The organism is Pseudarthrobacter equi (assembly GCF_900105535.1).
In the GTDB taxonomy this organism is placed as follows: Bacteria; Actinomycetota; Actinomycetes; order Actinomycetales; family Micrococcaceae; genus Arthrobacter; species Arthrobacter equi.
This window is the reverse complement of sequence record NZ_LT629779.1, coordinates 421,170-443,717: the sequence shown is the minus strand read 5'-3', so window position 1 is coordinate 443,717 and position 22,548 is coordinate 421,170. Positions and strand designations below refer to the sequence as shown.

General features: G+C 66.6%; 23 protein-coding genes and 1 pseudogene. 7 read left to right on the top strand and 17 right to left on the bottom strand.

The features are described 5' to 3' along the window. Window positions 1-59: 59 nt before the first annotated feature. From BLT71_RS01945 to BLT71_RS01930, 4 genes are all read right to left on the bottom strand, one after another. The gene (locus tag BLT71_RS01945; protein ID WP_091717095.1) at window positions 60-1,235 is read right to left on the bottom strand and encodes an MFS transporter; all 1,176 of its coding nucleotides are present in this window, start codon (window positions 1,233-1,235) and stop codon (window positions 60-62) included. After that, window positions 1,232-1,897 carry a GntR family transcriptional regulator gene (locus BLT71_RS01940; protein WP_091717093.1) on the bottom strand — a complete coding sequence of 222 codons (666 nt, stop codon included), beginning with the start codon at window positions 1,895-1,897 and terminating at the stop codon, window positions 1,232-1,234. The genes BLT71_RS01945 and BLT71_RS01940 overlap by 4 nt, the downstream gene beginning before the upstream one ends. A 178-nt stretch (window positions 1,898-2,075) precedes the next feature. Next, complete coding sequence (locus tag BLT71_RS01935; protein WP_091717091.1) at window positions 2,076-3,446, bottom strand: MFS transporter; 1,371 nt, start codon at window positions 3,444-3,446, stop codon at window positions 2,076-2,078. Between the two features lie 102 nt (window positions 3,447-3,548). Continuing rightward, a complete protein-coding gene (locus tag BLT71_RS01930; protein ID WP_091717089.1) occupies window positions 3,549-4,406 on the bottom strand; it encodes a LysR family transcriptional regulator in 858 nt (285 codons plus the stop codon). 69 nt (window positions 4,407-4,475) lie between these two features. Here BLT71_RS01930 and BLT71_RS01925 point away from each other — a divergent pair, with 69 nt between their 5' ends. After that, on the top strand, window positions 4,476-5,426 hold the full coding sequence (locus BLT71_RS01925; RefSeq protein WP_231994411.1) for an EamA family transporter: 951 nt from the start codon (window positions 4,476-4,478) through the stop codon (window positions 5,424-5,426). A 3-nt stretch (window positions 5,427-5,429) separates the two neighbouring features. Here BLT71_RS01925 and BLT71_RS01920 read toward each other — a convergent pair whose 3' ends face one another. The 4 genes and pseudogenes from BLT71_RS01920 to BLT71_RS01910 all read right to left on the bottom strand — a co-directional run bounded on the left by BLT71_RS01920 (window position 5,430) and on the right by BLT71_RS01910 (window position 7,336). Continuing rightward, complete coding sequence (locus tag BLT71_RS01920; RefSeq protein WP_091717085.1) at window positions 5,430-6,413, bottom strand: cyclase family protein; 984 nt, start codon at window positions 6,411-6,413, stop codon at window positions 5,430-5,432. After that, window positions 6,410-6,664, bottom strand: coding sequence for a hypothetical protein (locus BLT71_RS01915; protein WP_091717083.1), 255 nt, complete (start codon window positions 6,662-6,664; stop codon window positions 6,410-6,412). The genes BLT71_RS01920 and BLT71_RS01915 overlap by 4 nt, the downstream gene beginning before the upstream one ends. 10 nt (window positions 6,665-6,674) lie before the next feature. Next, window positions 6,675-6,809, bottom strand: a pseudogene (locus BLT71_RS20275) (TRAP transporter large permease subunit); the annotation flags it as partial. A 17-nt stretch (window positions 6,810-6,826) separates the two neighbouring features. Further along, window positions 6,827-7,336, bottom strand: coding sequence for a tripartite tricarboxylate transporter TctB family protein (locus BLT71_RS01910; protein ID WP_091717081.1), 510 nt, complete (start codon window positions 7,334-7,336; stop codon window positions 6,827-6,829). A gap of 120 nt (window positions 7,337-7,456) precedes the next feature. On the opposite strand from BLT71_RS01910, the gene BLT71_RS01905 reads away from it, so the two are divergent. Continuing rightward, the gene (locus tag BLT71_RS01905; RefSeq protein WP_091717079.1) at window positions 7,457-8,257 is read left to right on the top strand and encodes an IclR family transcriptional regulator; all 801 of its coding nucleotides are present in this window, start codon (window positions 7,457-7,459) and stop codon (window positions 8,255-8,257) included. A 132-nt stretch (window positions 8,258-8,389) separates the two neighbouring features. Here BLT71_RS01905 and BLT71_RS01900 read toward each other — a convergent pair whose 3' ends face one another. From BLT71_RS01900 to BLT71_RS01865, 8 genes are all read right to left on the bottom strand, one after another. Further along, window positions 8,390-9,883: an FAD-dependent monooxygenase gene (locus tag BLT71_RS01900; protein ID WP_091717077.1), complete on the bottom strand. Its 1,494-nt coding sequence runs from the start codon at window positions 9,881-9,883 to the stop codon at window positions 8,390-8,392. 184 nt (window positions 9,884-10,067) lie between these two features. Further along, a complete protein-coding gene (locus BLT71_RS01895; protein WP_091717075.1) occupies window positions 10,068-11,135 on the bottom strand; it encodes an LLM class flavin-dependent oxidoreductase in 1,068 nt (355 codons plus the stop codon). Window positions 11,136-11,191: 56 nt separating this feature from the next. Then, window positions 11,192-11,392, bottom strand: a complete 201-nt coding sequence (locus tag BLT71_RS01890; protein WP_091717073.1) for a tautomerase family protein — start codon at window positions 11,390-11,392, stop codon at window positions 11,192-11,194. Between the two features lie 12 nt (window positions 11,393-11,404). Beyond that, the gene (locus BLT71_RS01885; RefSeq protein ID WP_091717072.1) at window positions 11,405-12,886 is read right to left on the bottom strand and encodes an aldehyde dehydrogenase; all 1,482 of its coding nucleotides are present in this window, start codon (window positions 12,884-12,886) and stop codon (window positions 11,405-11,407) included. After that, the gene (locus tag BLT71_RS01880; RefSeq protein ID WP_091717070.1) at window positions 12,883-13,623 is read right to left on the bottom strand and encodes an alpha/beta fold hydrolase; all 741 of its coding nucleotides are present in this window, start codon (window positions 13,621-13,623) and stop codon (window positions 12,883-12,885) included. Before BLT71_RS01880 ends, BLT71_RS01885 begins: the two co-directional genes overlap by 4 nt. Beyond that, window positions 13,620-14,171 (bottom strand): amino acid synthesis family protein, encoded by a 552-nt coding sequence (locus BLT71_RS01875; RefSeq protein WP_091717068.1) that lies wholly within the window; start codon window positions 14,169-14,171, stop codon window positions 13,620-13,622. Before BLT71_RS01875 ends, BLT71_RS01880 begins: the two co-directional genes overlap by 4 nt. Beyond that, window positions 14,171-14,836 carry an amino acid synthesis family protein gene (locus BLT71_RS01870; RefSeq protein WP_091717066.1) on the bottom strand — a complete coding sequence of 222 codons (666 nt, stop codon included), beginning with the start codon at window positions 14,834-14,836 and terminating at the stop codon, window positions 14,171-14,173. The genes BLT71_RS01875 and BLT71_RS01870 overlap by 1 nt, the downstream gene beginning before the upstream one ends. Window positions 14,837-14,889: 53 nt before the next feature. Then, window positions 14,890-15,585 (bottom strand): GntR family transcriptional regulator, encoded by a 696-nt coding sequence (locus BLT71_RS01865; RefSeq protein WP_091717064.1) that lies wholly within the window; start codon window positions 15,583-15,585, stop codon window positions 14,890-14,892. A gap of 117 nt (window positions 15,586-15,702) precedes the next feature. Between BLT71_RS01865 and BLT71_RS01860 the strand changes: the two genes are divergently transcribed. The 4 genes from BLT71_RS01860 to BLT71_RS01845 all read left to right on the top strand — a co-directional run bounded on the left by BLT71_RS01860 (window position 15,703) and on the right by BLT71_RS01845 (window position 20,376). Continuing rightward, window positions 15,703-16,653 carry a flavin reductase gene (locus BLT71_RS01860; protein WP_091717062.1) on the top strand — a complete coding sequence of 317 codons (951 nt, stop codon included), beginning with the start codon at window positions 15,703-15,705 and terminating at the stop codon, window positions 16,651-16,653. A 102-nt stretch (window positions 16,654-16,755) separates the two neighbouring features. Continuing rightward, window positions 16,756-18,186 (top strand): purine-cytosine permease family protein, encoded by a 1,431-nt coding sequence (locus BLT71_RS01855; RefSeq protein ID WP_091717060.1) that lies wholly within the window; start codon window positions 16,756-16,758, stop codon window positions 18,184-18,186. Continuing rightward, window positions 18,183-18,764, top strand: a complete 582-nt coding sequence (locus tag BLT71_RS01850) for a cysteine hydrolase family protein (protein ID WP_197676727.1) — start codon at window positions 18,183-18,185, stop codon at window positions 18,762-18,764. Before BLT71_RS01855 ends, BLT71_RS01850 begins: the two co-directional genes overlap by 4 nt. Window positions 18,765-18,879: 115 nt before the next feature. Beyond that, the gene (locus tag BLT71_RS01845; protein WP_091717058.1) at window positions 18,880-20,376 is read left to right on the top strand and encodes an NAD-dependent succinate-semialdehyde dehydrogenase; all 1,497 of its coding nucleotides are present in this window, start codon (window positions 18,880-18,882) and stop codon (window positions 20,374-20,376) included. 318 nt (window positions 20,377-20,694) lie between these two features. On the opposite strand, the gene BLT71_RS01840 is transcribed toward BLT71_RS01845, so the two are convergent. Then, on the bottom strand, window positions 20,695-20,895 hold the full coding sequence (locus tag BLT71_RS01840) for a hypothetical protein (protein ID WP_091717056.1): 201 nt from the start codon (window positions 20,893-20,895) through the stop codon (window positions 20,695-20,697). 291 nt (window positions 20,896-21,186) lie between these two features. Here BLT71_RS01840 and BLT71_RS01835 point away from each other — a divergent pair, with 291 nt between their 5' ends. Further along, entirely contained in the window at window positions 21,187-22,530 is a 1,344-nt protein-coding gene (locus tag BLT71_RS01835) for a glycosyltransferase family 87 protein (RefSeq protein WP_091717054.1), read from the top strand. The last annotated feature ends 18 nt before the right edge of the window (window positions 22,531-22,548 follow it).

Below are 22,548 nucleotides of genomic sequence, written 5' to 3'. Positions count from 1 at the left end.
GGGGGCGCCGTCGTGCGTTCATCGCCAAGCGCGCGAGGCGTGACTGCGGCGCGCGCAGGTCAGTCCAGCTTCACCCCGCGGAGCAGCACCATGGTTCCGCCCACCACCACCGCGGAGGCGAGGAACACCCCTGCGGCCCCAAGGCCTGCCGCGACCACGCCGATGGCACTCGGCAGCACCACCTGGCCCACGCGGTTCCCGGCGAGGCGGAGGGCGAGCGCCCGGCCGCGCTGCCCCGCCGGCGCCTGCGCGGACAGCCATGACATGGTGAGCGGCTGGCCGATGCCAAGGCCCAGCCCCAGCACTGCCATCACCACGAACAGCAGCCAGGCGGGCATGGGAATCGCCGCGGCGGCCAGGGCGGCAGTGGACAACGCCAGACTGGTGACCAGAAGCCGCATGCGCCCGATCCTCCGCGAGACCCTGCCCAGCAGGAGCCTGGACACCATGGAGAACACGGCGCGGACCGTAAGCATCGCGCCGACCGTGGCCGCGGTGAGGCCGCGGTCCGTTCCGAGTGCGGGGAGGTAGACCATGGTCAGGTCAACCACGGCGAGGACGGTGGCGCTGGTGGCCAGTGCGCGCACGACGCCGGGGGTTTTGAGGAGTGAGAGGGCGCTGCCCTTGGCTGCACTGGTGTCGCCGGCTTTCCTTCGGCCGCCGCTGACCTCGGCCGAGACGATGAAGGTGGCGCCGAAAAGGACCGCGCTCATGCAGACTGCGAGGAGGAAGATCATGTGGGTGTCCGGCTGGACCGAGTTGCCGCCCACCAGGGAAATCGCCAGCGGGCCCAGGGCCTGGCCCAGCGAGGCGGCGAACGTCAGGTACCCGAATGCAGAGTCCATCCGGCTGGCCGCGGCGTTGTTCGCCACCACCGCCTGCTGCCCCACCACGCAGGCCAGCTGGCCGGCGCCCAGGAAGGCGGTGCCAATGACCAGGGCGGTGATGGATGAACCCCAGAACAGCAGGAACGCGGAGCAGGCGAGCACGACGCCGGACCCGATCGCCATGAGCCGGCGCTCACCCAGGCGGTCCACCAGGCCGCCCGTGGGAACGGCGAGGAGCAGGGGAAAGACGGCGTAGCTCGCGGCCAGGAGTCCCAGTGCGAAGCCTGGAACGTCCAGCTCCAGCGCGCGGTAGGTGGCGGCGGGCCGCACCAGGAACGTGACGGCCTGGATCAGGGCTGAGTGCAGGAGCAGGGCGGTGGCCGAGCGCCGGCCGAGTTCACCGATCACGATCCGGCTCCGTTCTTTCCGGAGATGGCCCGGACGGCGGCGTCGCGTGCGCCCATGACATGGTCGAAGGCCACCTTGGCTGCCTGGTCCGGGTCGCCGGCGGCGATCGCTTCAACCAGTGCCCGGTGCTGCGCCAGCGCCTGGTCCCGCCGCCTCTGGGTGCTGTTGGTGTAGTGCCGGTAGCGCTCCATCTGGCTGGAGACCTGGTCGTGGAACCGCCCGGCCCAGGAATTGCCGGCGATCCGGGCGATCCGGGCGTGCAGGGCCATCCCCTGCTCCATGGCGTCGTCAGCAAACTCCACCAGCGCGGCGTTCCGTGCCAGGATTCCGTCAAGTTCGTCGAGGTCCGCGGGTGTCGCTTTCAGGCAGGCGTTCCGCGCCATGAGGGACTCGACGGCCGCGCGGACCTCGTACAGCTCCGAAATCTCTCCCTCGTCCAGCACCGGGACCACCACGCCCCCGGTGGGTTGCTGCTCCAAGAGGTTCTCGGAAATCAGGCGGCGGATGGCTTCGCGCAGCGGCGTCCGGCTCACCTGCAGCTCGGTGGCCATTGCCGGTTCGTAGATGCGCTCACCGGGTTTCAGGTCAAGGCTGAGGATGCGCCGCTTCAGCTCGGCGTAAACGACGTGGGCGCCCGTGTTCCGGGCGGGAATTGCTGGCATGGGTGGGACCTCCGGCTCCCAGCATACTTGTATACAACTATGCAAAGCAGCTTTTGGGGGCCACATCACGCGGGCGATCCTGGGTGCGGGAGACGGCGGAGCCGGTGTGCAGCACGCAGAAGGAGGGGACAGCTCTTGCTGTCCCCTCCTTCGTGCCTGGCCCAGCGCCGCCGGCTGGTCAGGCCTTGTGCGCCTCCAGGTCCTCCAGCGACTTGCCCTTGGTGTCCGAGGACATCAGGGTGGCCACGGTGGCCACCAGGCAGATGACAAAGGTGGTCAGCCCGATGGTGAAGGGGACGTTGGCGGTGCCCGGAGGGGCAATGGCAGTGAATATGCTCGGGAAGAAGGACGCGATCATCAGGCCGATGTTCTGCGAGACGGCAAAACCGGTGACGCGGATCCGCATGGGGAACTGTTCCTGGAAGAACGTGGCGAAGGTGGCGTTCCACATCTGGAAGAAGATGCCCTGAACGATCACCACGGAGACGAACACCAGCGGCAGGCTGCCCTGTTCGATCGCCCAGAGGTATCCGCCCACCATCACGCCGCCCAGGAGTCCGCCGCCTGCCATCAGCGTGCGCCGGCCAATCCGGTCGGACAGCGCGCCGAAGAGCGGAATGGTGACGACGGCGGCGATGTTGGCCACCAGCGTGACCCACAGGAACTCGCTGCTGGAGAACCCGTTGCCGTAGCCCTTCTGGGTGGCGTAGGAGACGCCGAAGATCAGGGTGGCCATGCCGATGACATTCGCGAAAGTCATCAGGATGCAGCGGACCATGGCGCCGGGCCGGGTGCGCAGGAGTTCCACCAGCGGGAAGCGCTGCTTCTGCGCAGCTTCCCCGGACTTCGCAGCGTAGGCAGGCGGCTCCTGGACCCGGCGGCGGATGAAGTAGCCGGCAAGGATCACCACGGCGCTCAGCAGGAACGGAATGCGCCAACCCCAGGACGCGAACTGGTCCGCCGGGAGCGCTGCGGAGAGCGGGAGCAAAACGGCGGTGGCCAGGATGGAGCCCACCTGGGTGCCCTGCAGGCTGAAGCTGGCGAAGAAGCCGCGCCTGGAATCCGGCGAGTGCTCCACGATCATTGCACTGGCACCGCCCAGTTCACCGGCCACGGCGAAGCCCTGGATCAGGCGGAGGACCACCAGCAGGGCCGGAGCCAGGAGGCCCACCTGCCCGTAGGTGGGGAGGAGCCCCACGGCGAAGGTGGCGAAACCCATGAGCAGCATCGCGAAGACCAGCACGCTCTTGCGGCCCTTCCGGTCGCCGTAGGCACCAAGGACCACGGCGCCGATGGGCCGGGACACATAGCCCACCGCGTAGGTGGCCAGCGAGGCGATGATGCCGACGGTGGGGTTTTCAGACGGGAAGAAGATGGTGGGGAAAACCAGGGTCGCGGCCAGCGAGTACAGCGCAAAGTCGTAGTACTCCAGGGCGCTTCCGATCCAGCCGCTCATCGCGGCCTTCCTCGGATCCCGTGGTCCGGCCCCGGCCGCCCCGCTGGTGCTGACGGCGCAGGTGTTAACGGCGCTGCTGTGGGTAGTGCTCATGTGCTTGTCCTTCGACTCCATTGGCAAAGAACCGGCATCACCGGCGCTTTGAATCGATTCACAATCTTAGGACGTGACCAGCATTACGTCAATGGGCAAGCGCTATCCCAGCTCGTAGGCCTCTTGCGCCAGGCGGATGAAATCAGCCACCGCGGGCGAAGGATCGTCCCGCCAAAAGGCCAGGAAAACCTCAATCCGCGGGGCGTCGCGCACCGGGCGGTAGGCGATGCCCGGGCGCGGATTCTGCGCGGCCGTTGCCTCGGACGACATCCCCAGCGCCTTCCCCGTGGAAATCAGCGTCAGCCACTCGTCCACGCCCTGGACCAGCCGGAACCCGGCAGGGCGGGAACCCTCCGGCCAGAGCTCTTCACTGGTGGTTCCGGTGCGGCGGTCGACGGCGATGGTCCGGTCCGAGAAGTAGGCCATCCGCAGGAACCGCCTGCGGGAGAGGGGATCGCCGCTGGCCACCGCGGCGTACCGCGCTTCGGTTCCGATCGGCGTCGACGTAAAGCGGGCATCGGCAGCGGAGCGGCGCAGCACGGCGATATCGGCTGACCCGTCGGCGAGGCCGCCGGACGGGGCACTGGACTGGACCCACACCAGGGATACCTCCGGATGGAGCTCCTCCCACTGGCGCTGCAGCGCAATGGTGCGGCGGCCCAGCGCGGACCAGGCGTAGCTCACCCGCAGTTCGCTGCCGTGGTCCCGGGCCTCCCGCTCCAACAGGGCCAGTTCGTCGAGGACGCTGCGGGCATGGGCAATGATCCGCTCGCCCACAGGCGTCGGGGTGAAGCTGCGTGTGGTCCGCTGCAGGATGCGGAGCCCCAGGGCCTGTTCCAGCGCCGCGACGGACCGGGAGACCGCGGCCTGCGAGGTCCCCAGTTCGATGGCGGCGTCCGTGAAGGTTTCGGCGTCCACGACGGCGACGAGAGCGCGGAGATAGCGCAGCTCAACATTCATACGCTCATCGTATAGAAGGCCCGGCAAATGCATTTCTTGTGGCACCTGCCGCGGCCGGACACTGTGGGGATGGACGCTTCATTGCTGCATGGCGCGGGGAAGACCCGCAGTGCGACGCGCACCCGGGGCGGGCCGCCGTCGTCGTTGGTTCGTGGCCTGCTGACCATGACCGGGGCGGGGCTCAGCAACCAGCTGGGCGCCGGAATCGGCGCGCATGCCTTCCCGGTGATCGGACCCGCCGGGGTGGTGGCAGTGCGCCAGCTCGTGGCCGCGGCCGTGCTGCTTCCTGCTGCGCGGCCACCGTTCCACCGCTTTACGTGGCGGCAGTGGTGGCCGGTCCTCCTGCTGGGCGTGGCCACGGCCGCGATGAACATCTGCCTGTATGTGGCCATTGACCGGATCGGGCTGGGGCTGGCGGTCACGCTGGAATTCCTGGGCCCGCTGGCGGTGGCGCTGCTGTCCTCGCGGAGCCGCTGGGACCTGCTGTGCGGGATCGGCGCCGGCGCGGGCGTATACGTCCTGGTGATGCCCGGGCCCGCCAGCGACCTGGCGGGGATACTCATTGGCCTGGGCGGCGCGGCGGGTTGGGCGGCCTACATCCTGCTGAACCGTGTGGCCGGTCAACGGCTCCCCGGCCTGCAGGCCCCGGCGGCCGCCAGCCTGGTTTCACTGGCGCTTTACGTTCCGGTGGCCGTCCACCTGCTCGCCAGCGGCCGCTTCACCGGACAAGCCCTGATGTATGCCTCCGCGGCCGGAATCCTGTGCTCGGTGGTCCCCTACGCTGCCGACCTGATCGCCCTCCGCTTCGTTCCTGCCGGTTTCTTCGGGGTGTTCATGAGCATCAACCCCATCCTCGCGGCGCTCTCCGGAACGGTGGTGCTGGGCCAGGTGCTGGTCCTTCACGAATGGCTGGGCATCACCCTGATCGTCGCGGCCAATGCCACGGCGATCTGGCTCGCCGGACGGGGGCGGCGAATGCCGGGGCGGACCGGGCAGCTGGTCAGTTCACCGCGGAGGTGACGCTCACAACATGGCCGTGGCGTTGGCCGGCGATCCTGTTCCACCGGTGATGTTCAGCGGTTTGATGCTGATGAACGCATCCCACCGGCCCGCGCTGCGCATGTGCCGCGCCAGCGGGCCGAGGCGCCACAGCTCGCCGAGTGGCATGCCGAGCTTGGCAAGGAGTTGCTGGTGCATCATGCCGTTGTCGTTGGGGGCCGAGCCCCGGTACGGGCTGTCCGGAACCGCCGGCAGGCATTCCAAGGCGAAGTTGTCCGCTGCGAGCAGTGCCAGGCGCTGGTCCCAAGCCCACGCCACGAACTCCTGCGACTGGGCGATGCCCGTGGCCTTCCTGCTGTCGCGCACCTGCCGCTTTCCCGCCGTCGGCAGGTCCAGGAACCATTCGCACCAGCCCGTGTGCAGCAGCAAAATGTCCCCCTGGTGGAGAGTAACTTCCTGCGCTTCGAGGGCTGCCTGGATGAGGTCGAGGCCCAGCGGCTCCCCTGCTGCATGGTCGATCGGGGTGCCGCAGGCGGCGCGGTAACCGTCAAGATCCACCAGGACTGCGCGGCCTACGATCGGTTCGTCCGCCCATTCCTGGATGCCCAGGTCCGGGGTTCCCTCCACCACGCGGTGATCGGGAGTGCCGTTGTAGAACCCCACGTCGTCCGCGCGGCGGTGCCGGAGGCCGTCCACCTGGCTGGACCCCTGGAGGTAGTAGCCGTCCAGGAAGTCGTCGCGGTGGGCCGGGTGGGAGGAGTAGATGGTGTGCTTGGGTGCGCCGCGCTTCAGCGACATTCCGGGGTGGAACGCGTCGGCGGGGTAGTCGAGGCCGAAGACGGTGCCGGTGCGTATGCACTCACGGGCATTGAGCAGCACCTCGGGGGTGACGAACGACGGCGTCCCGCGGGTTGGGTGCGGGAACAGGCCCCAGGAGGTTCCGGCCAGGCGGCCCTCCCGCTGCAGCAACGCGTCGAAGCCGGGATATATGCCGTCAGTGGAATTCATCGGGCCCCGGCCTTTTGCGGCTGCTCCTGTGGCTGCCGGCGTTTGTAGCTGAGCAGGAACCCTGCCACGGCGCAGACGGAGGCGGCGATGCAGATGGGTGTCTTGATGGTGTCGTTGAGCGCCGTGAGCCACTGGCCCTGCCCCGCCACGAGGCCGATCGCCTGGCCGAGGACGAAGACGATCCCGCCGGCCAGCAGTACAGCCAGGGTGAGGACGAAGAGGACTTCGATGGCCCTTCGGAAGGTATGCATGGAATGTTCCCTAGATCGGCAGGATGCCGAGGATGATCAGGACGCCGATGCCCAGCAGCGGCAGGGCGTAGTGGGTCAGGAGGCGGAGGAAGGTCTTGAGCGGATCCACGTCCGCGATGCCGCAGGCGACGTACAGCGGGGCGCCGTTGAGGGTATCCACGTCTAGAGTCCGATCGCGTTCAGGAAGGGAAGGGCGGACACCGGCAGTGCGACGTTGAGGCCGTAGTTGAAGGCGTAGAACGCCCCGAAGCTTCCGGCCACCGCGATGATCAGCGAGGACACCCAGGTCCTGCGCCCGCGAATTTTCAGGTGGTACAGCAGGAACGCGAACATGCTCAGCTGGAATCCGAGCATGTCCATGACGGCTGCGAGGATCACGAGGCTGGCGACGACGGCGATCACCAGTCCGCGGTCAACGCCGGCTGCCGTTTCGCTGGGGTTGCGGAGTTCCTGGAGCAGCCAGAGGAGGGCCATGGCGGCGAGGACGGCGCCCATGGCAAAGGGGAAGAGGCCCGGACCCGGGCCGAGGGATGTCCACAGCCCGAGGCTGATGGAGCTGACGAGGACATACACACCGACGGCCGCGAAGGCGCCGATTCCTGCCAGCACGGAAGGGGCCACCCGGGTTGTGCCTTCACGCCAGGGGTTGGTCGTGACTGACTCCGTTGTCATGGGATTCCTTTTCACTGCGCGTCATTGTATTTCACAGACTGAAACTATATTGCGTACTGAGAAATAGTGACAGGAGACACAGAGACTGTCAAGCGCAAGGAACTTACATAGAATGGAAGAATGGCGACGACGACTTCCACCCCGGCCGGGCCGGCAGAAGAGGGCCCCAAGTCCTCGAACATGCGCTCCCTCTCAAGGGCCCTGGAGGTCTTTGCGGAACTGCAGCGGGCAGAACGGCCGCAGCGGCTCAGCGACCTGGCCCGGAACTGCGGCATGAGCCTGCCCACCACCCTGCGGATCCTGCGGGTGCTGCAGGATTTCGGGATGGTGAGCCAGACGGACAAGTCCTACCGGATCGGCCCCGCCGTCCTGCCGGCCGCCCGCAGCTTCCTGGAAAACGATCCCCTCGTGGTCGCGGCACGCCCCATCCTGCAGCAGGTGGCCTCGCAGACCGGGCTGACGGCGTCGTTGTATTCCCGGCTGGGCTTCGAGCGCATCCTGGTGGCGCGCGTGGACGGCGAGGCGCCGCTGCGCTACGACCTTCCGCTGGGCAAGCGGCTGCCGCTGACACTCGGCGCCGCAGGGAAAATCCTGCTGGCATCGGCCTCGGACGACGAACTTCAGCAGGTGGTCACGGCGGCGGTAGCGTCCGGCCAGGAAGACGCGGACCTGACCGCAGAGGTCCTGCGCGGACGCCTCCCCGAACCCGGGACCGACTACGCCTACTCGGCGGATGAGCGGGCCACCGGCGTCCTCTCGGTGGCCATGGCCGTCCAGAACCGGACCGGCAGGCCCAGCGAATCCATCTCACTGACCAGCCCGGTGGAGGCAGCCAGCGAGGCCACACTGAAAGCCGGTGTCCCCGAACTCCGCCGCGCCGCCGGCCGCCTTTCCGAGCTGCTAGAGGGCTCGGTCTACTGAGCAGAGTGACGCCGCCGCAAGAAGTACGACGGCGTCACGCACGGCACGCTTTCGCCTCGCCATCGGAGGGGAAACCCCGGAAACCCGGCCCTCCGCCGTCGGCCGTCCCCCAAAAGCGTGCCCGGCGTGACGCTACCGCGCCGCCGAAGGCCCGAACCAGGTGCGGAGCGCCTCGGCGAGGCCCTCAGCAGCGCCCTCCCCCACCCACGCCACGTAGCCGTCGGGGCGGACCAGGACGGCCGACGGCGCGGCGACAGTTCCGAGGACCGGCAGCTCCCACTCGCCCCTGAAGCGTGCGTCCACCAGCTGGACCGCCGGCGGCAGGGGCGTGGAGTCAAAGGCGCCGGCGGCCCCGAGGTTCAGCAGGACCGGGCGTGCTGTGTGCAATAGCGAGTACGTCCGCAGGGGTCCGGCCGGAGTCTCCAGGTCCAGGTCCGGCATCCGGCGGCCCAGCAGCGGGTGGCCTTCGCCGAGGTCGTAATGCACGTCCAGGCCCGACTGCATCCCGGCGAACCGGCGGCGCGGCTCCTCCATCCCCAGCAGCTCGGCCATCACCTCGCCCGCGGCGGTGATCCGGGGGTCCGGGCGGCGGAGTGCACTCTGGGCCATGGTGTTGCGCAGGACCCGCGCGGCCACGGGATGGCGCTCCTCGTGGTACGTGTCCAGGAGGCTTTCCGGCGAAGTCCCGTGAAGCACCTGCGCCAGCTTCCAGCCCAGGTTCACGGCATCCTGGACGCCGATGTTCAGGCCCTGGCCGCCGTCGGGCGCATGGATGTGCGCCGCATCGCCGGCCAGCAGGATCCGCCCCTTGCGGTAGGTGGCAGCCTGCCGGGTGGCGTCCGTGAACCGGGAAATCCAGGTGGGGCTGTGTGCGCCGTAGTCGGTTCCGCACACGGCGGTGAGGGCCGCGCTGAGATCGGCCAGTCCCGGCTCACCGGCACCCACGTGCTCCTCGGTGACCATGACCGCCACCGGGCCGCTGTCCGCGTACACCACCTTGCCGTCCTGGATGGTGTACTCGCGCCGGCCGAAGGAGTGGATGCCGAACGGGTTCTTGTGGACGCCGAACTCCGGCTGCCCGGTCATCTCCACCTCGGCAATCAGCGCACTGGTGGTGGGATCCCAGCCGGGAAATTCGATGCCCGCAGCCTTGCGGACCAGGCTGCGGCCGCCGTCGCACCCCACAACGAAGTCCGCGTGCAGCGTCCGGCCATCCGGCAGCGAGACCACGACGCCGGTGCCATCCTGCGCGACGCCTGTCACCTCAGTGCCGCGGTGGAAGGTCACGGGCAGCTCCCCCACCCAGCCCGCCAGGATGCGCTCAATATGGTCCTGCCACAGCCCGAGCCCGTACGGGTGGCGGGTGGGAAACCCGGTGAGGTCGAAGCGGGTGCCGGCGAACCCCGCCACCTGGGCCATCTGCCCTTCGGCGAGGAACCGCTGCGCAATGCCCCGCTGGTCCAGCACCTCGATGGTGCGGGAGTGCAGGCCGCCGGCCCGTGCGCCGGCAAGCTCCTGGCTGGGTCGCCGCTCCACCACGGCCACATCCACCCCGGCGAGCGCCAGCTCCCCCGCCAGCATGAGCCCGGTGGGCCCGCTTCCCACGATCACTGCCTGGTGCTTCATCCCGGTGCTCCCCATCCTCCGTAGGGGCCGCGCTGATGCCACGGCCTCCGGCGAACGATTATCCGGCCCACATGGAGCCTTGCCGCAAGCCCCACCCCAGGCGATACATTGGAACTACAGAAGGTGCCCCATCAGCCCGTATTCACGGATTGATGGGGCACCTTCACGTTTGTTCCCGGCAGGATCAGCGGGAAACCGCTGCGGGCTGCTCCTGGAACGCCGGCACCACGTGTTGGATGAAGAGCTCGAGTGAACGCTTCTTTTCCTCGTGGGTCAGGGTGTTGTCGGACCAGACGCTGAATTCGGTGACGCCTAGTGCCTCATACTTGCGGAGGCGTTCGATGATCTCCTCCGGCGTTCCGATCATGGCCGTCTTGTGCAGGGATTCCGGGGTGAATTCCGGCCGCTCGGCGAACTTTTCCTCGGGGCTGGGCTCCAGGAAACCGTTCGTGGGCGTGCTCTTGTTGCCGAACCAGGCATCGAAGGTGCGGTAGAACTTGTTGATGCCTTCGGCCGGGCGGCGCCAGCCATCGGGCTCATCCTCGGGGTGGACGTGCGTATGGCGCAGCACCATGAGGTCCGGCCGGGGAACGCCCGGGTTGCTTTCGACGGCGGAGTCGAACTTGCGTGCCAGGTCCTCCACTTCCTCGTCGCCCTTCATCAGCGGCGTCACCATGACGTTGCAGCCGTTGGCGACGGCGAATTCGTGGGAGGAAATGTCCCGGGCCGCGATCCACATGGGCGGGGTGGGCTTCTGGATCGGCTTCGGAACGCTGGTGGACGTGGGGAACTGCCACACCTCGCCGTCGTGCGCGTAGTCGCCCTCCCAGAGCGCGCGGACGGCGGGGACGAGCTCGCGAAGGTGCTTGCCGCCGTCGACCGCTGGCATGCCGCCCATCAGGCGGTCGAACTCGAACTGGTACGCGCCGCGCGCCAGCCCCACCTCCGCCCGGCCGTTGCTGATGACGTCCAGGAGGGCGCACTCACCGGCAACCCGCAGCGGGTTCCAGAAGGGCGCAATGATAGTTCCGGCGCCGAGGCGGATCTTCGAGGTCTTTGCCGCAAGGTAGGCCAGCTGCGGCATGGGGCTGGGCGAGATGGTGTACTCCATCGAGTGGTGCTCGCCGATCCAGACGGTGCTGAAGCCGCCGGCCTCGGCGATGAGGGCGAGCTCCGTCAGGTTCTCGAAGCATTCCTGGTGCGAGACTGACTCGTCCCAGCGCTCCATGTGGACGAAGAGGGAAAAGCGCATGAGTAACTCCTTCGTTCTGCGGCGGTGTCCGCCGCACGCGTGGTTAGTGGCTGCAGCTACCGGGCTGCGGCGTTGCGTTCGGCAAGGGTCTGATTGCCGCGGGACCAGTGTTCGTGCTCGATTTCGCGGACTATGACCGTGGTGTTTTCGGGTACCGCGCCAACCGCCTTCTCCGCTGCGAGGTGCAGTTCGTTGATGAGCGAGCGGAGCTGTTCGGGGCTGCGGCCCCGGGCGATGGAAACTTCGATGAGTGGCATTGCGGGTTCCTTTCAGCCGCGCAGGACGAACGGATCGGAGACGGGGCCTTCGTCCGTGTTGATCCAGACGCTCTTGAGCCGGGTGTATTCGTGCATGGATTCAATTCCATGCTCGATGCCCACGCCGGAGTTCTTGAACCCCTGCCGCGGCGACATTGGGGACATGGCGCGGTATGTGTTGACCCACACCGTCCCGGCTTCCAGGCGGCGTGCCATGCGGTGGGCACGCGCCAGGTTCTGCGTCCAGATGCCGGCGGCGAGGCCATATTCGGTGTCATTGGCCAGGCCCACCACCTCGTCCTCGGAATCGAACGGCATGATCGCGGCCACCGGGCCGAAGATCTCTTCGCGCACCACGCGCATGGAATTGTCGACGCCGGTCAGGACGGTGGGTGCGAAGAAGTAGCCGGGGAGCTCGATGTCCGGGCGTTTGCCGCCGGTCCGCACCGTGGCACCTTCGCTGACGCCGATGTCCACGTAGGAGCTCACCTTTTCCAGCTGTGCGCCGAACGCGAGCGGGCCGAGCTCGGTGGTGGCCAGGCGGGGGTCGCCGATGATGATCGATGCGGCGCGTTCGGCGACGCGCTCCACGAGTTCGTCGTACACGCTGCGGTGGGCGAAGACGCGGCTGCCGGCGATGCACGTCTGGCCTGCGGCCGCGAAGATCCCGGCGATGACGCCCATGGCGGCGTTGGACATGTCCGCGTCGCCGAAGACGATGTTGGGGCTCTTGCCGCCGAGTTCAAGGGTTGAGCCGATGAAGCGCGACGCCGTCTCCGCGGCGATGCGGGCACCCGTCTGGGTGGATCCGGTGAAGGAGATCTTGGCGAGGTCGCGGTGGCTGACCAGCGCGGCGCCGGCTTCCTGGCCAAAACCGGTGACGACGTTCACCACACCGTCCGGGAACCCTGCCTCGGAGGCGAGTTCGGCGACGCGGAGGATGGTCCGGGACGTGTACTCGCTGGGCTTGATGACCACGGTGTTGCCGGCCGCGAGCGCGGGGGCAAGCTTGGACGTGGTCAGCGTCAGGGGTGAATTCCACGGGGTGATGGCACCGACAACGCCGAGCGGTTCGCGCTGGGTGTAGTTCAGCATGGTGATGGAGTTGGTGGGGATCTGGCTTCCCTGGACCTTGTCCGCGAGCCCGGCGTAGTAGTACAGGTACTCGGGCAGGGAGGCGAGCTGGCCGCGCATCTCGCGGAGCAGCTTGCCGTTGTCCAGGGTTTCCAGCTCAGCCAGTTCGTCGGCGTGTTCGCCGATGAGGTCACCGAGGCGGCGGAGCAGGTGTCCGCGTTTGGTGGCCGTGAGGTCGCGCCACAGCGGGGACCCGAAGGCCTCCTTGGCTGCTGCCACGGCACGGCGGACGTCTTCTTCGGTTCCCCGCGCGGCTTCGTACAGCACTTCGAGGGTGGCCGGGTTGGTGCTGGGGAAGTATTCCCCGGCGGCGGGAGCCGACCAGGTACCCCCGATGAAGTGGTCGAGTCGGAGTGTCATGTCCGTTCTCCTTCGGATTCTTGGATGAAGTCGTTGATGGCCCCGGCCAGGACGTCGGCGTCCTGGACCGGCAGCATGTGACGTGCGCCCGGTACCACGAGGCTCTTGGCACCGGGGATTGCTTCGGTGAGGCGGTGCGTCATGTCCGGCGTCGATCCGGGGTCCAGTTCACCGGTGACCGCGAGGGTGGGGACGCTGATGCTGCCGAGCTCCGGTCCGATGATCGCGTCCCCGGTGGCGAAGACGCGGTAGGCGTGAACGAAGGAGCCGATGTCGTTCCCCGCCAGGGTGCGCCGCGTCGCCTCCACGACGCTTTTGGGAACGGACGTCCCGGTGTACCAGCGGTCAATGGACGCCTCAACGGTGGCCGGGAAGTCATCCTCCGCGGAGGCCAGCCGGGCCATCACGGCCCGGGATTCCTCCTCCGTGCGCCGGCACACCGAGTTCACGCAGGTCAGGGTCGCCACCCGGTCGGGGTGGAACCTGGCGATGTACTGCGCAATCAGTGCCCCGAGCGAGAACCCCACGAGGTGGCTTTGCTGCGGGAGGCGTGCCAGCACGTCCTCGGCCAGTTCGGCCAGTGATGTGGGTGCTGTGAGGGCCGGCTGCTGCCCGTGGCCCGGCAGGTCAAGGGCCACGGAGTCACGTTTGAGGGCGTCCCGGACCGGCTCCCACATGCCGGCGTCGAGGCCGACGCCGTGCAGGAGGGCAACGGGAGTCTCGGGCACGTGGCTCATTGCTCCGTGGACAGCGGTGCCAGTCGCTCCTGCGGCCGGCCCTGCGCGGAGGCAGCCAGCGCGATGAGGATTTCGTCGGGGTGGGGCGCGTCGGCCAACCTGACCTCGACGCTCTGGTGGTGCGAGCGGATGGTTGCGTCAGTGATGTGCTTCATCGGAATGTCGAAGACGGTGCCTGCGGGGGCACGCTTCTCGACGGCGGGCAGCAGCGTGGTGGCGGAAGCGGCCTTGCGGTAGTGGTCGCCGAACTTGAGCGTGTGGATCAGTGCCGAGCCGTGCTCAACCTCGCCTTCGATGCCAACGATGGCTGCCTTGCCGTAGGCCTCCACGGGCGCTCCGAGCGCCTCGATGACCTTGGGGGTGAGGAGGGCGCCGAGGTCCGACGCGGTGGCATCGATGCCCGCGGTGAGGTCCTCGACGAATCCCTGCCCGGCCCACGGGTTTTCCACGACGGCGACGGCGATGGCCACGCGGGCGGCGGGGGTCACGGGACGTCCGCCCTCGGTAAGGATTTCTTCGGACAGGGTGACGATTTTGCGGATCTTCATTACAGGATTCCCTCCAGGATTTCGGCGGTTACGGGGCGATCGGTGGTGCGGTCACCGATGCGGGGATGCGGACGCGAACCCGTGGAGGCCGCGGCCACCACGACTATTTCGTTGGGGTGCGGCGCATCGCTCAGGCTCAGTGTCAGGGTTTGGTAGTGGCTGCGGGTGGAAGCGGCTTCCTTGTGCCACATCGGCACGGCGATGGTGGTACCCGGTTCGGCGCGGTCGTCCGAGAAGGACAGGATTGAGGTGCCTTCGAGGAATTCGCGGACAAGGTTGCCGAAGAACGGGGTGTGGATCAGCGCTGCGGCGTGTTCCACCTCGCCCTTGAGGCCCACGACGGCGGACTTGCCGAACGCCTCGATCTCGCCGGCTCCGCCCAGGGCAGCCGTAAGACGGTCCGTGAGGATTTTGGCGAGCACGGGAGCGAGGCGTTCGGTTTCGGGTGCAAGGTCGGTAGAGACAGCGGATCCGGTCCACGGGTTGCGGACAATGGCGGCAGCGGCAGCCCTGGTCACACTGGTGGGCAGGGCGCCGGAGCCGTCCCGCAGGATCTCTTCGGTCAGCACGGTGACCTTGCGGACACCGAGTTCCCTGGCGAGTTCTTCCACTGTTGATGCGGCGCTGGTTCCCTCAGCGACCGGGGACAAAGCGGTTTCAGGCACAGTTCAACCCTTCTTCGGGGAGCTAATGGCGGTCATGGGGTTCCTCTCGGTCACTAAGCATCTGTTGGTGTGCCGGCGTCCGTGCCCCGTGCCGCGGCGAGGCTGGAAGCATTGACATGGCCGCGCATGGCGAGCTCGGCGCCCACCGGATCCTTTTCCAGGAGTGCGTCGATCACCGACTGGTGCTCCCTGATGGAGGCACGCATGCGGGCGGGACGCTCAACGGTCTTGAGCACGATCCGGTGGTAGGCAAGCTGGTTCATGAGGCGCCCGTAGTGCTCCACGAGCTTGGAGTTGTCCGAGCCCCGGACGATGGTCCAGTGGAACTCGTGGACAAGCTCCGCGTACTTAACGCTGTCCGCGTTCCGTTCCGCCCGCTCGGACTCCTCGATGTTGCGCTTGAGGATGTCCATCTCCGGTACCGGGCCGCGCCCGGCGAGGAGGCTGGCGGCCAGGCCCTCGAGGCTCTCCTTCAGCTGGAAGAGTTCAACGATTTCGCGCCGTGTGGGAATCCGGACGAAGGTTCCCACTTTGGGCCGGATTTCCACAAGGCCCTCATTTTCCAGCTGCTTCAGGGCTTCGCGTACCGGGGTCCGGCTCACGTCGAATTCCTCGGCCAGGAACAGTTCCGGCAGCGGAGCCCCGGGCGGGTACTCACCGCTGAGGACCAACTTCCGCAGCTTGTCCAGAAGGCTGACCTGGCTGGCGGACGTCTGTGCGGCTTTCCGCAACTGGATGACTTCTTGCATGCATCAAACCTACGTTGCATACAAGAAAGCCGTCAAGGGTCAATCGCGTTTCCTTATATCTAGCTGACTTTCTAGATAAGTATTGACGCAGATCACACTCCGTCCTACCGTTGTGGCATGCAACAGACAATCAACGACTCTGTAACGGCCGCCTGGACAGCAGCGTGGGACGAGGGCGACGTCACCGCATTCGACGCCATCGTCACCCCCGACTACCAGCGCGAAAGCACCGGCACCAGGAAGGTGTCCGGCCTAAAGGAACTGCAGCAGGAAATCCTCGATGTCCGGGCCGCCTTCCCGGACCTGACCACCCGCATCGAGAAGGTCATCGCCAGTGGCGATGACATGGCGATCTTCTGGAAGTCCACCGGGACCTTCACCCAGCCGCTCCGGGGCGTCCCGCCCACAGGACGCGTCGTGGAAACCCGCGGATCAAACGCCCTCACCCTCCGTGACGGGCGCATCGCCCACGAGCAGGTGACTTGGGACGCCGTCGAACTCCTGGCCCACGTGGGCATCCCGTCCCTCAGCTCCGCCTTCGAGGACGGTACCCCCGACGTCGTCGTCGACAACCTGTCCGGCAACCTGCCGCTGGACATCATGAAGGGGTTCAACCGGCAGTTCATCACCGGCGTTACCGTGGTGACCACCGTTGACGAAGAGGGCACCCCCAGGGGACTTGCCGCCAATTCCTATGCCTCGATTTCCCTGGACCCGCCCCTCGTCCTGGTCTGCGTCCAAAAGACGTCCTCCACCTACCCCGCCCTGTTCCAGTCATCCCACTTCGGGATCAACATTCTCAGCAACGACCAGCTGGGAACCGTTCAGATCTTTGCGTCCAAAACCCCGGACAAGTTCGCTGATCTGGAATGGCATACCGGCCCCAACGGCGTGCCGCTCATCGACGGGTCCGCGGCGTCCCTCGAAGCGGAAATCAAGGAACGCTTCCAGGCCAAGACCCACACCATCTTCGTCGGCCGGGTCCGGCACGCCGAAGTGGCGGACGTGGATCCCATGGTCTACAAGGCCGGAAGGTTCTTCGACGGCGCTGAACTGGCCGAACTCTAAAGGCCGGCGCGGCTGACCACCCTCCGACAGGCACCAGCCGCACCGACACTCCCTGCTCGCAAGCAGCGCACCGAAGGTGCGCTTTCCACATTAGGACACAAGATGAGCCCTGACACCCTTCGCGCTGACGAAAACAGCGTCGCGGAAGACCGCGGATACCGCAACAGCCTCACCAAAATCGAGCCCTACGGCATCGAACACATTCCCGACGTTGAACGACACGGAAAACCACGCTCCCAGTTCTTCCTCTGGTTCGCCGCCGGAATGAACTTCCCCATCGTGGTCCTGGGGTTTAGCGCCACCTACTTCGGGCTCCCCTTCTGGGCCGCGGCCCTAGCCATCGTCCTCGCCGGGGTGACGTCTTCGGCAGGAATGGGCTACCTGTCCCAGATGGGAGTCCGCCTGGGAGTCCCGCAGCAGATGCAAGGCCGTGGCCCGCTTGGATTCATCGGCAACCTGTTTCCGGTGGCGTACGTGAACGTCTTCGCTGGAATCGGATGGGCAGCGGTCACGGTCATCCTCGGAGGCCAAGCAATCGCCCTGCTCACTGACATTCCTTTCTGGCTTTCATCGCTGATCCTCATGGGCATCCAGCTTGGTGTGGCTGTCATTGGTTACAACCTGATCCATTTCCTGCAGCGGATTCTTTCCTTTGTCCTGGTGATCGGTTTCATCTTCATCACCATCGTCGCAGCGGCCAACGGACGCATTGAGAGCGACTTTAATCCAGCAGCGAAGGGCTTTGACGGGGTAGGTGGTTGGATCATCTTCTTCGGCTGGTTCTTCTCATTCATCGTCGCGTGGATGCCTTTCGCCTCCGACTACTCCAGGTACCTCCCCAACACTCCGGGAAACCGCCGCGGTGCCGGCTGGGCCACCATGCTCGGGAACTTCATCACACTCGTCTGGATGGGTATTCTCGGCACCCTTTTGGGAACCACGACGACGGCATCCGACAGCATTGGCGCCTTGAAGGAACTCATGGGCCCCTGGGCCGCCGTCGGCCTCGGGGTGGTTGCATTGTCCTCATTCACCCAGAACTTCCTCAACGTCTATGGGGGTGCGATCTCGATCCAGACGATGGGTGTTCCGGTGAAGCGCCACACGGCGGTCATCTTCATCTGCATGGCCTCCTACCTCGTGGCGCAGTGGGGACAGACAGGATTCAACGAGGGCTTCACTGCCTTCCTGAACCTGACCGCCTACTGGATCGCGCCCTATGTCGCCGTCCTGGTGTGCGACTACCTGTTCGGCGGCCGCCGCACCGAGCGCGGCCTGCGCGAACTCTTTGACAAGTCCCGGAAATTCGAATGGGGCTTCGTGGCCTGGGCTGCCGGCGTAATCCTGTCCTCTCCGTTTTGGATGTCCTCCATCTACACCGGTCCCATCGCGGCAGCCTTCCCACAGATCGGTGACCTCTCCTACTACGTCGGAGCAGCCGTCGCGGCCGCCGTCTACTTCGCCACCCACAGGCGCCAGCGCCTCTCCGGCCACGCAACGCTGGACCGCACCCCTGCCGGACAAACCCTGTGATCGGCGCCCCTCGCCCCGGTGCTGCCACACTCGTCGTCATCGACATGCAGCGAGCCTTCCAGGACGAGGGGCAATGGCAGGTTCCCCGCTACGACGAGATCGTCCCCGTCATCGAACGCCTTCACCAGGAATTCGAAGGCAGCACCGTTTTCACCCGCTTCGTCCGCGATGAGACCGAACACGGAGCCTGGGCGGCCTACTATCAGCGCTGGGACGAGATGCGATATCCAGCCGATTCCAGCGCCTGGGACATCACCATGGATGTCTCAGGCACGGCAACGGTCCTCGACGCTCCGACGTTTTCCAAATGGGGACCACAGCTGGCAGCCCTCATCCCGGAAGGGGCAGAAATCGTCCTGACCGGGGTAGCCACCGACTGCTGTGTCCTGTCCACCGCGCTTGGCGCGGTGGACGCCGGACGGTTTGTCACCATAATTTCCGACGCCTGTGCCGCTGTCAGCGATCAAGCCCAGCAACAGACGCTGGCGCTGCTGGAACTCCTCTCTCCCATGTGTGAAGTGGTGACCAGCGACCAGTTCGCTGGCCGGAAAGTGCGTCAGCACTCATCTCGCCCGTGAAACCCGCAACACCCGGAGCACGAAGTGAGCACTTCCCACCCTCCCCGTCCCCGCCCCCCGTAAATCCAGGGCCGTGAGCCCTGAGGCACTGAGCTACGCATCCTAAGGAGCCGATATGGCTAATACCACGACTTTGACCATCGACCGCGAAATATCCCTGCTTGCCTCGGTGCCCACCGGCCTGTTGATCAACGGTGAGTGGCGGGATGCGTCCGACGGCGGCACGTTCGACGTGCACGATCCCGCCACCGGCGAGGTCCTCGTCACGCTCGCCTCCGCCACCGGCGCAGACGCGGTCGCCGCGCTGGACGCAGCCGACGCCGCCCAGGCCGCCTGGGCCCGCACCGCACCCCGGGCACGGGCCGACATCCTCCGCCGCGCCTTTGACCTGGTCACCGAACGCGCCGACGACTTCGCCCTCCTGATGACCCTGGAAATGGGCAAGCCGCTGGCCGAAGCACGCGGCGAAGTCACCTATGGCGCCGAGTTCCTCCGCTGGTTCTCCGAGGAAACCGTCCGCGACTACGGCCGCTACCTCACCACCCCCGAGGGCAAGAACAAGATCCTCGTCCAGCACAAACCCGTCGGACCCTGCCTGCTCATCACGCCCTGGAACTTCCCCCTCGCCATGGCCACCCGCAAAGTAGCCCCCGCCGTCGCCGCCGGCTGCACCATGGTCCTCAAACCCGCGAAGCTAACCCCCCTCACGGCCCAGTACTTCGCCCAGACCATGCTCGACGCCGGCCTGCCCGCCGGAGTACTCAACGTCGTCGCCTCCTCCTCCGCCGCAGGAATCTCCGGACCCCTGCTCAAAGACTCCCGCCTGCGGAAGATCTCCTTCACCGGCTCCACCCCCGTAGGCAAGCGACTGATAGCGGACGCCGCGCAGAACGTGCTCCGCACCTCAATGGAACTCGGCGGAAACGCCCCCTTCATCGTCTTCGACGACGCCGACCTCGACGCCGCCGTCGAAGGGGCCATGGCCGCCAAAATGCGGAACATGGGCGAAGCCTGCACCGCCGCCAACCGCTTCCTCGTCCACGAATCCGTCGCCCAGGAATTCACCCGCAAATTCGCCGCCGCCATGGCAGCCCTCACCACCGGACGCGGCACCCACCCGGACACCAAGGTCGGACCGCTCATCGATTCCGGTGCCCGCGACGACGTCCACGCCTTAGTCAGAGCCGCCGTCGACGCCGGGGCGGTTGCGGTCACTGGCGGCGCTCCCGTGGACGGACCAGGCTACTTCTACCAGCCCACCGTCCTCGCCAACGTCCCCAACAACGCCGCGATCCTCGGCGAGGAAATCTTCGGTCCCGTCGCCCCTGTCACCACGTTCACCACTGAAGAGGACGCCATCCGGCAGGCCAACGCCTCCGAGTACGGGCTCGCGTCCTACCTCTACAGCCGCGACTTCAACAAGCTGCTGCGCGTGGCCGAACAGATCGAATTCGGCATGGTCGGATTCAACGCCGGCGTCATCTCCAACGCCGCAGCACCCTTCGGCGGCGTCAAACAATCCGGCCTCGGCCGCGAAGGCGGCTCCGAAGGCATCGCCGAATACACCACCACCCAATACATCGGCATCGCCGACCCCTACACCGCCCACTAACGCCGTCCCTGGCGGATCAGAAGCTTGTTCGCTGATCCGAACCCTCAAGGCTGGGTTCCGCGAACAAGCTTCAGACCACCGCGCACACAGCCGGGACTCCGCCGTCGGGCGTTACTTCAGAATGCGTGCCCGGCCCGGCCGAAAACAGAAACGCAGCCACGAACAAAAAAGCGCCTGCCACCCCTTTCGGAAAGGGGCGGCAGGCGCTTTTGTTGCTCTCACCAGCTGATGGATCAGAAGCTACTTCGCAGATCCGAACCCTGAAGGCGGGGTTCTGCGAACAAGCTTCGGACCGGCGGCCTGTGCAGGGGAAGGGCCCTACCAGGCCTGGTGTTCCCGCGTGGTGCCGAAGGGGACGGCGTCGCTGAGGGCCACGGTGAACTTGTCCACTCCGTGGCGGGTTACCAGGATGCCGTGCCGGCAATCCATCGCATGCTTCTTGGCAACTGAGACGGCGGCGTCCAGTTGGCTGTCCATGCTCTGGCGGTCGGACACGGTGAAGGTCAGGGGAAAGTTCATTGGTTGTGCCTTAGGGGTGGTGCGGATGGGAGTGGAACCTGCGCTCCCCAAGGCTGCAGTGCCTGGGCACTATGGTGCATGACACATCCCCCCGCCAGCAACTTTAGAAAAATACCGCAGGTCAGGCAGGGGATTGCGCTTTCCACGGCAAATGCAATTACGGCCGGTCAATGGCCGTGAATTAGAGTTGAAACCGGGCGGAAACTGTTCCAGGCCCTTCGATGTTCCTGAACGACGCCGCTGTGCGCCTGCCATGCGGCAGCGTCCAGCCACCCGCGCAACCACTTATGTGTGCCACGACCTGACAAGGATCCCGCCATTTCCACGGACGCTTTCTTCGGCAATCTCACCCGGATCCGCAATGTCATCCTTCCCGGCAGGGCGCGTGCGGTGCTGAACACGCCCCGCGGGCTGCTGGGCGGGTTCATCGTGGTGCACCTGGTCTTCCTCATCTTCGCGGCCTCTTTGTCGCTGCGCGGTGAGGCCTTCAGCGATACCTTCATCTACCGCGACTGGGCCATGGCCGGGTTCAACGATGCCAACCTGTCCGGCGGACCCAGCCCCTGGGTCTACCCGATCCTCGCGCTGATCCCCATGGCCGTCGCCGGCGCCGCCGGACCTGGACCTTTCTTCTTCCTCTGGGTCCTGATGACCACCCTCCTCAACGGCTGGGCCCTGCTCAAACTGACCGAACGCGGCCGCAACACGGACGCCATCCCGGCGGGCTGGTGGTGGCTGTCCTTCACCTTCCTGATGGGCTGGCTCGGATTCGCCCGCGTGGACGGCCTCACCGCTCCCCTTGTCCTGGTGGCCCTGGCCTACGGGGTGGGCCGGCCGTTCATCGCCTCCGTCCTGCTGGCCATCGGCACCTGGGTGAAGGTGTGGCCGGCTGCCATCATGCTGGCCCTCTTCGCCGTGGTCAAGAACCGTCTCGTGGTGGTCCTGGCCGGGCTGGCGACGTCGGCGGCAGTGGTCGCGCTGGCAGCGGCCCTGGGCAGCGTCCCCAAGCTGCTGAACTTCCTCACCCAGCAGGGCGACCGCGGCATGCAGCTCGAAGCCACCTTCACCACCCCGTGGCTCTGGCTGTCCGTCCTGAATGCCGGCGGCTCCCGCATGTACATGAACACGGACATCAACTCCATGCAGGTGGACGGTCCCGGCACCGCCACCATGTCCGTGCTGATGCAGCCGCTGCTCATCCTGGCCGCCCTCGTGGTGGCCGGCATGACCTTCTGGGCGCTCCATAACGGCAAGCAGCACAAGGTGGCCGGCGGCGTGGACCGCACCGAGCTGCTCCTGGCCGGCGCCCTCGCCCTGGCCGCAGCGTTCGTGGTCTTCAACAAGGTGGGCTCCCCGCAGTTCATGGTGTGGCTTGGCCCAGCCGTCGCCGTGGGCCTGGCGCACAGCTGGCGCGAATGGCGCGTCCCTGCGGTGATGCTCATCGCCATCGCCGTGGCCACCTACTTCATCTACCCGCTCTTCTACGACGCCCTCAGCCACAACAACCCGTGGATGGCGCTGGTGCTGACCATCCGCAACATCCTGCTGGTGGTTCTGTTCCTGTGGAGCGTCCGCCGGGTGTACCTGCTGGGCAGGAAAACCCCGGCTTCCGCTCCTGCACTGAAGGAGTCCTGACATTTCCACGACGTTCTT